7 protein-coding genes are annotated in these 13,645 nt (G+C 53.1%); 3 read left to right on the top strand and 4 right to left on the bottom strand.

From position 1 onward, the window contains the following. Positions 1-65: 65 nt before the first annotated feature. Positions 66-1,922: an outer membrane protein assembly factor BamB family protein gene (locus OH144_RS09135; protein WP_266205992.1), complete on the top strand. Its 1,857-nt coding sequence runs from the start codon at positions 66-68 to the stop codon at positions 1,920-1,922. A 255-nt stretch (positions 1,923-2,177) separates the two neighbouring features. Here the strand turns inward: OH144_RS09135 and OH144_RS09130 are convergent, their stop codons facing one another. Then, positions 2,178-3,758, bottom strand: coding sequence for a glycoside hydrolase family 10 protein (locus OH144_RS09130; RefSeq protein ID WP_266205991.1), 1,581 nt, complete (start codon positions 3,756-3,758; stop codon positions 2,178-2,180). Positions 3,759-4,218: 460 nt separating this feature from the next. Between OH144_RS09130 and OH144_RS09125 the strand changes: the two genes are divergently transcribed. Then, positions 4,219-7,056, top strand: coding sequence for a glycoside hydrolase family 3 N-terminal domain-containing protein (locus OH144_RS09125; RefSeq protein ID WP_266206322.1), 2,838 nt, complete (start codon positions 4,219-4,221; stop codon positions 7,054-7,056). 234 nt (positions 7,057-7,290) lie between these two features. Beyond that, a complete protein-coding gene (locus tag OH144_RS09120; protein WP_266205990.1) occupies positions 7,291-8,178 on the top strand; it encodes a DUF3078 domain-containing protein in 888 nt (295 codons plus the stop codon). Between the two features lie 291 nt (positions 8,179-8,469). Here the strand turns inward: OH144_RS09120 and nagB are convergent, their stop codons facing one another. From nagB to OH144_RS09105, 3 genes are all read right to left on the bottom strand, one after another. Then, complete coding sequence (nagB, locus tag OH144_RS09115) at positions 8,470-10,440, bottom strand: glucosamine-6-phosphate deaminase (RefSeq protein ID WP_323134788.1); 1,971 nt, start codon at positions 10,438-10,440, stop codon at positions 8,470-8,472. Positions 10,441-10,475: 35 nt separating this feature from the next. After that, complete coding sequence (locus OH144_RS09110) at positions 10,476-11,726, bottom strand: ROK family transcriptional regulator (RefSeq protein WP_266205989.1); 1,251 nt, start codon at positions 11,724-11,726, stop codon at positions 10,476-10,478. Positions 11,727-12,237: 511 nt separating this feature from the next. Next, positions 12,238-13,635 carry a SusD/RagB family nutrient-binding outer membrane lipoprotein gene (locus OH144_RS09105; RefSeq protein WP_266205988.1) on the bottom strand — a complete coding sequence of 466 codons (1,398 nt, stop codon included), beginning with the start codon at positions 13,633-13,635 and terminating at the stop codon, positions 12,238-12,240. Positions 13,636-13,645 lie beyond the last annotated feature (10 nt).

The following is a 13,645-nucleotide window of genomic DNA, read 5'->3' as shown; positions in this document are numbered from 1 at the left end:
TTGGTTTCGCTTACCGCCAGACAGCGGCCAAGTATAAATTTTAACAAAACACCACTACACATAAAATGAGAGTAATGAGAAGCTTTTGGCTGCTGGCGTTCCTGCTAACAGTTGGTTACTGTGAGGCCCAGTCCTTTAAATTTGCCTTTGTAACAGATACCCATATTGGAGGTAACACCGCCGAGGAGGACCTGAGGCGCACCGTTGAAGATATAAATGCCAATGACTCCATCAGCTTTGCTGTGATTACGGGCGATATAACTGAATTTGGATCGGACCAGGAATTGAAACTGGCGAAACAGGTGCTGGATGGCCTGAACAAGCCGTGGTACATCATTGCAGGCAACCACGACTCCAACTGGTCGGAGAGTGGGAGCAACAGCTTCAGAACCGTGTTTGGCGCCGAGACTTTTACTTTTACCCACAACGGCTTCCTTTTTGCCGGCACAAGCTCCGGCCCCAACATGCGCATGGGGCCAGGCCAGGTGCCACGGGAGAACATGGTATGGCTCGACTCGGTGCTCACGCACATGGCGGACCCCCAGATGCCGGTGATTTACCTGAACCACTACCCGCAGGACTCCTCCCTGAACAACTGGTATGAGGCGATCGACTTGCTGAAGAAACGAAACGTGCAGCTGATCATGCACGGGCATGGGCATGGCAACCGCCGGTTCACCTACGATGGCATTCCGGCTGTGATGGGGCGCTCGAACCTTCGGGCGAAAGCCAGCGTGGGCGGTTATAATATTGTGGCTTTTGCGGATGGCGTGGCAAGCTTTGAGGTGCGAAATCCGGTGGAGCAAACGCAGGAGAAGTGGCTGGAGGTACCCTTAGAGAACCATCACTTGGAAAATGAAACGACACAGTACCACCGGCCGTCTTATGCCGTGAACAAGAAATATCCCAACGTGAAAGTAGTATGGGAGTACCAGGACGACAGTGACGTGGGAGCCGGTACCGCAAGCTACAAGAACCTGGTGTATGCAACCAACACCAGTGGCTGGGTCTACGCGCTGGATAAAGAGACGGGGGAGAAAAAGTGGGCTTATCAAACGGGCGGAAAGATTTACTCTACCCCGGCGGCGGCAAAAGGGTATGTTGTGGTGGGCTCCTCCGACAATCATGTCTATTGCCTCGATGCTGCTACCGGAGCGCTCGTTTGGAAACACAAAACCCTGCGGCCTGTCCTGGGCGCTCCAACCATCAAAAATAAAGCCGTGTACATTGGTGGTTCCGATGGCCATTTCAGAGCCCTTAACCTGAAGAATGGCAAAAAGCTGTGGGAGTTCGACCAGATAAAAGACTTTGTGGTGACCAAGCCGCTGTTCTATAACGACAAGATCTATTTTGGAAGCTGGGGGAATGACTTTTACGCGCTGAATGCCGCTACCGGTAAGCTGGAGTGGAAATGGAACAACGGCTCCCCAAACCGTATGTTCTCACCGGCCGCCTGCTACCCGGTGGCAACAGGCGGAAAGGTATTTATCGTGGCACCGGATCGCCATATGACTGCGCTGGATGCTAAAACCGGGGCGGAAGTATGGCGCAAGCAGATGAAGGACGTGAGAGTGCGCGAGTCCATGGGCCTGTCGGAAGACAAGGCGCTGGTGTACGCAAAAACAATGGATGGGGAGTTGGTAGGTGTATCCACAACGGCAGATTCGATGCAGGTTGCGTGGCGGTCATCGCTTGACCTGCCTTACGAACTTGCCCCATCAGCCATAGTGGAGCATAAGGGCGTGATCTACGTGCCAAGCCACTCGGGCATGGCCAGCGCGGTAGACAGGAAAACCGGCAAGGTGATTTGGCAGCACAAGGTATCCAACGGCCTTATGAATCCCATTATGCCGCTGGATAAGAAGCGGGTGGTGGTGAGCACCATGGATGGAAAAGTGGCTTGCTTGGAGTTCACGGAATAGTTGCATTTCACCGTATGCATTGATCGAAGCCATACTTTCACCTACTTATACAGGTGGAAGTATGGCTTCAAGTATTCCAGAGGAGCCTCACCTTTCTGATATCAGAAGGAAAGTATAAACAGGTCAAATTTAAACCTTAGCTGGGAGGTTGTGGCGTCAGGACGTTGTGGTGCCTCAGCCCTTATACTTTCCCTAAAACAGGAACAGCCGCATCAATGAGCGGCTGTTCCTGTTTTAGGGAAAGCAACGTATAAATCAATACTTATACTTTACTGTGGCAGGGTGAGAGGGGGCGCTTTCGTTCTGCTGCCGGTCGAGGGCCGTGACAACGTAGATGTACTTGCCGCTCTCCAAAGGCGTTTCATCTATGAAGGCGGTGTTGGTGCCGAATACCTTTGCCACGATACTAGCCGGGCTGTTCAGGTCCGGTTCGAGCGGCTGCCATTTGCGCTCTTCCCAGAAAGCCCGTTTCCAGAAAGGAGTCTCCCAAAAGCTCTCCTTCACGAATCTGTAGATCACATAATAGCGTACTTCCTGGTCGTGTTGCCAATGCAGGCGCACGCCGCTGTCGGTCTGGCGAACCTTCAGCGAGAAGGGGGGCTCCAGTTCCGCGCTCTTTTTCCAATCCATCACAGGCAGCAGGGCAGGGTACTTATAGTAAGAGCTGCGCAGGGAGTCCTGCAGGTTGTTAGGGTTGCTCATCACGGATTTGGAGCTGAAAAACACGCTGCCGCCCACGTTCGGCGTCGTTCGGGCTAGCTGCAGCTGGCGCGGGATTTCGTTCGGGTCGTGCCATTCCCGGTACGTAGGGTCCGTGGCTACTTTGTAGGCCCCGAGGCCAACGTAGAGGTGGCGCTGGAAAGAATTCTGGGCCCACCACTCCAATACGGTCTTGTAGTCGGCGGCCGGGTTGCCTATGTGCCAGTATACCTGCGGTACCAGGTAGTCAATCCAGCCCACCTGCATCCACTTGCGTGTGTCGGCATACAAGGCGGTGTAGCTAGGGGCGCCGGCGCGCGTGGCGGATCCGTCGGGCCCGTCAGCCAGGTTCTTCCACACTCCAAACGGGCTGATGCCGAACTTTACCCAGGGCTTTACATGGTTGATACTATCCGATATTCCCTTGATCAACTCGTCTACGTTGTAGCGGCGCCAGTCGTCCTTATTGGTGAAGAGGCCTTTGAAAGCGGCGTACGTATGCTCATCCGGGAATGGTGTCTTTGCGACAGGGTAGGGGTAGAAATAGTCGTCGAAGTGCACGCCGTCTATGTCGTAGCGGTTCACCACATCCATCACCACGCTGGTGATGTACTGGCGCACCTCCGGGATGCCGGGGTTGAAGACCAGCTTCCCGTCATACTTTATAAACCACTCCGGCTTGCGCCTGGTAATGTGGTCGGGGGTAACCACGGCTTTGGCGTCGAAGGTGGCGCGGTAGGGGTTAAACCAGGCGTGGAACTCCATGCCGCGTTTGTGCGCCTCATCCAGCATAAACTGCAGCGGGTCGTAAGGCGGGTTCATGGCCAGTCCCTGCTTGCCGGTCAAAAACTCCGACCAGGGCTCCAGGTTACTGCGGTATAGCGCATCGGCGGCTGGCCTGACCTGCACAATGACGGCGTTCATGCCGTTTTTCTGGTGCTCATCCAAAATGTACTTAAACTCCTGCTGTTGCACTGCCGGCGAGAGGCCTTTCTGCCCTGGCCAGTCGATGTTGGCGACCGTGGCGATCCAAACAGCGCGGAATTCCCGCTTAAGCGGCTGCTCTTGTGCCTGCGCCAGGGGAGCAGCGGCCGTTGCGAAAAATAACAGAAGGTATTGTAGTAGAGATTTACCCATGAGCGGAAATGGTTTGGAGGATACTGTACTTTTAGAAGCTGTTCTGTGGATAAAACCAGTTTTAAAGTATAAAGAGGTTCTATAGCGAAATATAGCAATTGGATGTTATTAAGGAAAGGGGTGCCTGAAAATAATGGAGATAATTTGTACTATATTCTTGAGAGGGGAGTGGCCCGGAAGAATTCACCGCAACATAGACCTCCTTTCTTATAAAAGAATTAAATTTACCTTTAGACTTACTAATCACTAATCTTTCATCATTTTGGAAAAAAGATCTTTTCTTTTGCTCTCCCTCATTGCCCTGTTTTTGTTTGGGGCGATAGATGCGGATGCGCAGAGACGCACCTCCAAGACACGCCGCAGCTCTACCCAAAAAGCGGTTGCCAAAAAGTTTAACCCGGCCACTGACCCGCCCTTCCTGAACGCGGACCAGGCATGGGTTGACTCTGTGTTTAACACCATGACCCCGGAAGAGCGCATCGCGCAGCTCATCATGATTCCGGTGTATTCTAACAAGGACCAGGCCCACGTAGACTCGGTAAGCAGGCTGGTGACTAAGTATAAAGTGGGCGGCCTGATCTTTTTCCAAGGTGGTCCGGTGCGCCAGGCACACATCACCAACCGCTTACAGCGCGAGAGTAAGGTGCCTTTGATGGTAAGTATAGACGGGGAGTGGGGCCTGGCCATGCGCCTGGATAGCACCGTGAAGTTCCCGTACCAGATGGCTTTGGGAGGCATAGAGAATGAGCAGCTGATCTATGAGATGGGCGCCGAAATAGCCCGCCAGTGCCGCCGCCTGGGTATTCACGTAAACTTCGCCCCGGTGGTAGACGTGAACAACAACGCCAACAACCCCGTGATCGGCTTCCGTTCTTTTGGCGAAGACAAATATAACGTGACCCGCAAAGCGTTGGCCTACATGCGCGGCATGCAGGACGAGAAGGTGCTGGCCAATGCCAAGCACTTCCCGGGCCACGGCGATACCAACGTAGACTCGCACTATGGACTCCCGGTCATCCATTTCTCCAAACTCCGCCTCGACTCAGTGGAACTCTACCCGTTCCGCCAACTCATGAAGAACGGCCTTGGCAGTTTAATGGTGGCGCACATGAACATCCCGGTGTTGGATAATACAGACAGCCTGGCCTCCACGCTTTCCAAACCGATCGTGACGGACCTGCTGAAGAAAGACATGGGCTACCAGGGCCTGGTGTTTACCGATGCGCTGAACATGGACGGCGTGGCGAAGTACTATCCTCCGGGCATTGTGGACGTGAAGGCTCTGCTGGCCGGCAACGACATGCTGCTCAATACCATGGACGTGAAAACGACCATCGAGGAGATCAAGAAAGCGATTGCCAACGGGGAGATCACGCAGGAAGAAGTAGATGCCCGCGCCCGTAAGGTGCTGGCCGCCAAGCAGTGGCTGGGGCTGGATAACTACCAGCCTGTCGAGACGGAGAACCTCATCGAGGACCTGAACAACCCACACGCCAAATACCTGAACCAGCAACTGGTGGAGGCCTCGCTCACGCTGCTGCGCAACAAGCAGAACATTCTGCCTATCCAGAACATCGATACGCTGAAAGTGGCGGCGCTGGCCATCGGCACGAAGGAGGAGACTGATTTCCAGCGTGGCCTGGCGCGTTATACGAAGGTTGATACCTTTTTCCTGCAGCCGACAGCCTCTATCGCGGAGCTGATGGCCCTGAAGGAGAAGCTACAGGAGTATAACCTGGTCGTGGCCGGGATGCATAAACTGAACCTGAAGGCCGGTGGCAGCAATTTCGGTATCACTGCCGAGATGAACTTGTTTCTCAAGGACCTGATCCGATCCAAACACACCATTGTGGGGGTGTTCGGCAACGTGTATAGCCTGGCAGAGATGGAGAGCCTGGACAAGGCTGATGCTGTGATTGCTGCCTACCAGGAAACGCCGCAAACACAGGACCTGACGGCGCAGATGATCTTCGGAGGCATCGGGGCCAAAGGAAAGCTGCCGGTAACGATCAACCACGCCTTTAAAGTTAATGATGGTCTGAAAACGAATGGCGGCTTGCGCTTTGCCTATACCATGCCGGAGGCTGTTGGCCTGAAGACGAAGGACTTTGCCGGGATAGACTCGCTGGTGGCGCAGGCTATGGAGCAGAAGGCCACGCCCGGCGCGCAGGTGCTGGTGGCTAAGGATGGCAAGGTAATTTACCACAAAGCCTACGGTTTCCATACGTATGAGAACGAGCGCCCGGTGCAGGTAACCGACCTCTACGACCTGGCCTCCGTAACGAAGATCAGTACCTCGCTGGCTGCCTTTATGAAGCTGAGCGGCGAAGGCCGTTTTGACGTGGACCGCACACTGGGGGAGTACCTGCCCATAGTGGAGGGATCCAACAAAGAGAACCTGAAGTACCGCGACATCCTGACGCACCAGGCGGGGCTGAAGTCCTGGATTCCGTTTTGGAAAGAGACCGTGAAGAAGAATGGCAAATTTAAGTGGGCTACCTTCAAGGCAGACTCCTCGCGCCGCTTCCCGATAAAGGTAGCCGATAACCTGTACATCCACCGCAAGTACTGCAACAAGATTATCAAGGCGATTGTGAAGTCGCCGCTGAACGAGAAACCAGGCTATGTATACAGCGACCTCTCGTTTATACTTGCCCCGATGGTGGTGCAGAACATCACAGGAGAGAAGTTCGAGACCTACCTGAAAGAGAACATTTACCAGCCGATTGGCGCAACTTCCCTGACGTTCAACCCTTACAAATATTACAAACCCGAGCAAATCGTACCGACAGAGTATGAGCCGCATTTCCGCAAGCAGCTGCTGCACGCCACCGTGCACGACGAGGGAGCCGCCATGCTCGGCGGTGTTAGTGGCCATGCGGGCCTGTTCGGAAACTCCAATGACGTAGCCAAGCTGATGCAGTTATACTTGCAGGACGGCAAGTATGCGGGGAAAACCTACATCGGTGGAAACAAGGTGAGTGAGTTCAGCAAGTGTCAGTTCTGCGACCAGGGCAACTACCGCGCCCTTGGCTTTGACCGTCCGGCCAAGCCAGGCGCTCAGAACAGCAACGCGGCGCCAAGTGCACCCGCAGAGAGCTTCGGCCACTCCGGCTTTACCGGCACCTATACCTGGATAGACCCCGTGAACAACCTGGTATATGTGTTCCTGTCGAACCGCGTGAACCCAACGCGCGAGAACCCGAAATTGAGCCAACTGAATACCCGCACCAACGTGCTGCAGGTGGTTTATGATGCCCTTGAAAAGAGTAAAGTAGCACAGCGTACGAATCCGTAGCGGCTGCTTTTGTACCTTTTAGAAAGAGGCGCCAGAAATGGCGCCTCTTTTTTGTTTACGCTTTTGTACTTCCTGAAAAAATCTCCGGATGCAGTACAAGATAGTTTAAAGAGAAAATAGGGCTACCCAAGGAAATACTAATTTTACGCTTACTCCCTGCGCAATTCAGGAAACCCGGCACATGGCAAACCAGTAAGTATAGGAATCAATATATATAACTATAATATACTTAACATGATTAAACATTTACTCGTACTGCTTGTGTTGCTGTTGAACACTGCCGTGGCGTTGGCTCAAACGGTTACCGAAGCTGACACGCTCTGGCGGCGCTCCTTTGCCGCTGGGCTTAACCTGAACCAATCCTCCTTCAGCGATAACTGGAAAGCAGGGGGCGTGAGTTCTGTTGCCCTCAACACCCACCTCGAGGCCCGTGCCGACTACAAAATGGCCAAAGTAAGCTGGGATAATGCCGTGCAGTTGCAGTATGGCCTCATCAAGAATAAAGGAGAAGAGCAGCGCAAGAGTATAGACCGCATCTACCTCGACACCAAGTATGGCTATGCCTTTACCTCGGACTGGAACACCTTTGTCTCCGCCAACTTCCTGTCACAGTTTACAAAGGGGTATGCCTATGACGTGGATGCAGACGGCACCGACCGTTTGATCTCTAATTTCCTCTCGCCCGGCTTCCTTACCTTTGCGCTGGGGGCAGAGTATAAGCCCAACCCACACTTTTCGCTGCGCCTGAGCCCGTTTGCCCCACGCTTTACCTTTCTTGCGGATGCATCGGTGGGGGAGAACGAGCGGTACGGCGTGCCGGAGGGAAAGAAAGTGCGAACCGAGTGGCTAGCGGCTATGATACAGGCTGCCTATGATCGGGATATCATGCAGAACCTGAACCTGCGGGCCAACTACATGTCCTACATCAACTACAAAGAGCTTTCCGGAAGAGAAATTGACCACTTGCTGAACGCAACGCTCACAGCCAAGGTGAACCGTTACATCAACGTAAGCCTGACCTGCAACCTCGTTTATGACTACGACCAGGATTCAGAAGTTCAGTATAGCCAGTCGCTGGCCTTAGGTATACTTTATACCTTGCAGGGCTTCTCGGTGAGATGATCTGACTACAGCTTAGGAAAAAGTATGAAGTATAAGTATGAAGTATAAGTATGAAGTATAAGTATGAAGTATAAGTATGAAGTATAAGTATGAAGTATAAGTATGAAGTATAAGTATGAAGTGACTCTTTATACCACTATCACGCCAAGGCGAGCAAGGGCTATCAAGAGACACTGGTCAATTAAGTCTAGTATTATAAAATGCATAAAGCCCGCTCAGAAACTGAGCGGGCTTTCTCGTAGCTCTAAAACCTATGTGTTCCTATGTGTGTGTCCCCTGAGAGAGGGAGGTTTAGTAATTGTAGCGTACGAATGCCTCCATGGCCTCATAGTCGGCAAGGCCAAGGTTGTGATATTGTTCAGCGGTTTCGCGGTTACGCTCCTCGGCGCGTACCCAGAACTCGCGGGAGTCGTCGCCCGGGAACACCGGTGTATCCTTCTGTGACTGGTGCTTGAAGATAGCCTGGCGCTTGCGGAGCACCTCCTGCGGCGAGAGCGGCACAGCCATCTCGATCTCGTATGTTTCGAACTCGTGCCAGGCACCGCGGTACATCCACAGCCAGCAGTCGTTTACCCACTCCTCGCCAGCCTCGCGCAGACGCTGCAGGGCATCCACTATGATTTTGAAGCAGACAATATGCGTCCCATGCGGATCGGCAAAATCGCCGGCGGCAAATACCTGCTGCGGTTTCACGCGCTGCAGCAGCTCCATAGTCAGTTCGATGTCCTTATCAGAAACAGAGTTCTTTTTGTGCTTGCCTGTTTCGTAGAAAGGCAGGGCCATAAAGTGGATGTTCTCGTCCTCCAGACCAGCGTAGCGGGCACCGGCCAGCGCCTCGCTCTTACGGATAAAGCCTTTCACGTTCAGGATATCCTGCGTATCGACCTGGTTAGGGTGTTTCTCCTCTATGAAGCCGCGCATGTGGTCGTACACCTGTTGCAGCTTGGTGGTGTCGTTGTTGATGCTTTTGTTGAAGTCGATGGCGAACTCCACGTAGCGCAGCACGTCATCATCCCATACGGCCGTGTTGCCCGACGTCTGGTAAGCCACATGCACATCGTGGCCCTGGTCTACCAGTCGGATAAACGTACCGCCCATCGAGATCACGTCATCGTCCGGGTGAGGGGAGAAGATCACCACGCGCTTGCGGGCAGGCTCGGCACGCTCCGGGCGCTGCGAATCGTCGGCGTTTGGCTTACCACCCGGCCAGCCGGTAATGGTATGCTGCATCTTGTTAAAGATGTCGATGTTGATGTTATAGGCGGGGCCATACTCGGTGGCCAGCTGCGCCATGCCGTTGTTGTTGTAATCCTCCTCCGTCAGCTTCAGAATGGGCTTGTTGAGGGTCTTCGACAGCCAGATCACGGCTTTCTTGCGCATCTGGATGTCCCACACGCAGTCTTTTACCAGCCACGGGGTGTTAAAGCGGGTCAGCTCCGAGGCGGCAGCCTCGTCCAGCACAAACTCCACGCTGTTAGACAGCTGCAGGTAGGTAGCCGGTACCTCGCTCGACATCTCTCCCTCCACGGCCTTCTTGATAATGGATGCCTTCTTCTGGCTCCAGGCCATCAGGATAATCTCGCGGGCCTTAAAGATGGTCCCGATTCCCATGGTGATGGCCTTGGTCGGCACGTTCTCCTTGCCACCGAAGTCGCGGGCAGCGTCACGGCGGGTCAGGTCATCCAGCGTTACCAGGCGCGTGCCGGAGTTGGGCGCGGAGCCCGGCTCGTTAAAACCGATGTGGCCCGTACGGCCGATACCCAGGATCTGCAGGTCCAGTCCGCCAACTTCCTCAATCTGGCGCTCATAGTTCAGGCAGTATTCGTGTATCTCCTCCTTGGGCAGCGTACCGTCCGGAATGTGCACGTTCTCCTTCTCTATGTCGATATGGTTGAAGAGATTCTCGTTCATGAACGTGACGTAGCTCTGGACTGCGTCAGGCTGCATCGGATAGTACTCATCGAGGTTAAAGGTGATGACGTTGCGGAAGCTCAAACCTTCTTCGCGGTGCATTCTCACCAACTCTGCATACACCCCCACTGGCGTGGCGCCGGTCGCCAGGCCAAGTACAGCCTGCTCCCCTTTGTCTTGCTTGCTTCTGATCAGGTCGGCAATACGTTGTGCCACTTTTACAGAGGCAATATGCTGGTCAGGGAATACGGTTACCGGAAGCTTTTCAAACCTGGTTTCCTCCAGCAGGTTTAGCCTGGGCGAAGTGCGTTGCTGGTTGAAGGCAGCGTTGCTTTTAAGTGGATGCATCATTCTTTATACTTTGTTTTACCTCAGTTTTATTTCGTTTAGCGAGCCTGTTCCAGCTGCTGTTCTAATATATTCTCCAGCACGGTGGCCGTGGCCCCCATCATACTTGCCTGCCGCCCCAGTGTGGAAAGCGCGACGCTGGTAGACTCGCGCAGCTGCGCCATGCAATACGTGTTGATGGACTGCTGGATGGGCGTTGTGATGAGCTGGCCGGCCTCTGCCATCTTGCCCCCCAGTATGACCAACTCAGGATTAAAGAGCTGGATAAGGATGGCGATGCCTTTGCCCAGGTTCACTCCGGTTTCGGAAAGCAGGCTTATGGCAAACTGGTCGCCCTGGTGTGCGGCATCTATCACGTGCTGCGGCTCCAGCTGCTCCAGTTCTTCTTCGGTTAGTTTGCTTAAGATTGATTTCTGGCCGGATTTTATACCTTCGCGCGCCGTGCGGGCCAGGGCCACGCCAGAGGCCCTCGTTTCGAGGCAGCCGCGCTTACCGCAGTGGCAAAGGGTGCCGTTCTCTTCCAGGGGTATGTGGCCGAACTCTCCGGCAAAGCCCAAAGCCCCGCCGCGCAGCCTGCCGTCCATGATAACGCCCGTGCCGACACCCCAGTCGATGGAAATCACCAGTACGTCCTGTTTGCCCTTGGCCTGCCCGAACCGGAGCTCGGCCAATGCGGCGCTTTTCACGTCGTTCTGAATGAACACCGGCTTGCCCAATTTGCGGCGCAGCAACTCCTGCAGCGACTCCTCCAGCACATCTGTTCTCAGATACGTGCGGGAATCACCCTCCTTGCTGGCTACCAGGCCCGGCATGCTTACACCAATTCCCACCAAACGCTGTTCGTCAATCCCGGAGGAGGTGATCAGCTCCTGCACCCAGGTACAGAAGGTATCCAGTCCGCTTAAATCTTCCGGCAAGGTATAGCTGTAGGTGCGGATGGGGGTAACCTGGTTGTTGTTATTGTCCATGATCGCCATGCGGGTGCTAAAGCGGTCCATGTCGATACTGAGGACGTAGAGGGAGTGATTGCGAAGACCGTAGAGGTCGGGTTTGCGGCCGCCAACTGATTTGCCGAGCCCCTGCTTCTCCACCAGCCCCTCCGAGATTAATTCACCTAATAACCCCATAGAAGTAGGGGAGCTGATGTTGAAGCGAGAGCAAATATCGGCATTCGTGCGAGCCCCTTTTACGTACAGATGTCTGATTATCTTTACTTTCTGTAAAAACTTCTTCTTCTCAACGTTGTTGAGGGTCTCCAGATAATCGGTATGTGAAGTTAAGGTGCTCATGCACGCAGCGCGTAAAACCTATCAATACAATATTAGCAAATACTTTATACAAGGCAAAAACTTTCATAAAATATTTTTGCTAAGTATAAATGTAGCGTAAAAAATATAATCAATGTTCTATGCCGCACTTTAATACTTGCCTTTTGTTTGCTAGTAAGGTTTCTCACCAAAATGCTGAGGCACCTACCTCCATGCATACGAGTGTTTGCTACTTCCGCCAACATAAATGGATTACTAAACCCTTTGCAGTCTGTGCTGGTAGTTTTTACAAAGTTCTACTTGGCTCATCTAGCTGAAGGCTGCTATGGGCAATACCACTCGCCTGGCGTATTCTTGTGCTGCCATGTACAAGAAAGGGAAGATGCAGGTAAAGGTGTAAAGGGAACAGATAAAGCGGATGGTGTTTCATCAGAATTGAGCTTGAGGTTTATTCGGCCTGTTCAGAACTGTCGTTAAACAAGAGAGCCGCACTCCAGGTGAAGTGCGGCTCTCTTGTTAAGTGGTCCGATGATTATTTATCCCACCATAGCTGACCGTACAGACCGTCAGTACCGCCAAACTGGCGCTGTACGGCCTCGTTGTAATGGGCGGCATTATTTTGCGCCTCCAGGTCTGGGTACATCTGTCTGTTTGGAACAGCAGCACCGCCTGGCGCAACCAGGTTATTTGGATAGCCGGTTCTTCTATACTCAGCCCAAGCCTCGTAACCATGCATGAACAGGTGTATCCAGCGCTGCGTAGCGATCTGCTCCATGGCATTGGCAGGGTCAAAAGCTACCTCAGGCTGTGCAAGAAGCTCTTCAACACCCTCATCACTCCCAGTCCATTGCAGAATCGACTGCTTAATGGCCTCGTTATAGAATTGAGCGGCCGCTTCCTCGCCACCCGGTATCCAGCCACGATGCGCCGCCTCAGCCTGCGCGAAAAGCGCTTGCGCATAGGTAACCAGATAAACAGGGGCATCCTGTGCATAAATAGCGGGACCGAGCAGCGAGTAGTCGTCGGTGTTCATATTTTTAGTTTCACCAAAATTCAAGCCTACATACTGCTCTGATTTTTTGGCCGGCTGCCCGTACACTTTTAGACGGGGGTCATCAGTCGGCTTCATCTCATTTACAAGGGTTTCAGTCAAGGCCCACCATTCGCGATTTTGTATTACCCTTTGGCTGTACCAGTAGTTTTGGTTATTGGCATCTTTCAGGTGTTTGAATACCAGGTTGTCTGCGTTGGATGTCATGATGCCAGCTTCCAGCGCCTTGTTAAACTCAACGCTAGCTTTGGCAGGATCTACCTCAGACAGACGGAGAGCCATTAAAAGGCGAATGGTGTTACCCAGCTTTTGCCACTGGCCGATATTGCCGCCATAAATTATATCGTTACTAATCTTGCCTGGAACAATCTGCTGATTAGCTTCATCCAATAGAGCGAATAAGTTATTGTAAATCGACTCCTGAGTATCATACTTTGGTGTAAAGTTCAGTTTGCCCTGCAAGGCTTCAGAGTATGGCACATCGCCCCACCGGTCGGTCGTGTGCCAGAAGTAGTAAGCCTTGAGTATTTTTGCCACAGCTAATTGATTGGCAACAGGTCCCTCCCCTTCTTTAATAATTTCAGGGGTGTTCAGCACTGTCTCCAGGTTCATGAGGGGGCCCTGGTACAACCAGTAGAAGCTGGTTCCGCCTGCAGGATAAAGGGAGGCAGTTACATATTGTGTTTCGGCTAGGTACTGCGCCATAAACTCACCAGTTGGGGAGGAGCTCAGGTCAGGTAGTGCCAGCGCGGCATTCGCTATTAGCTGTGTGCCTGTTGCTTCGCTTGGAACGTTAGGGTTTACGTTGAGCTCTTCGAAGTCCTCGCAGCTCCAGAGCCCAAGGCACGACAACAGCGCGATATATATCTTTTTTTTCATAATCAGTCGG

The organism is Pontibacter kalidii (assembly GCF_026278245.1).
GTDB classification, from domain to species: domain Bacteria; phylum Bacteroidota; class Bacteroidia; order Cytophagales; family Hymenobacteraceae; genus Pontibacter; species Pontibacter kalidii.
The sequence above is the reverse complement of the archived record's forward strand: the minus strand, read 5'-3'. Positions and strand labels throughout refer to the sequence as shown.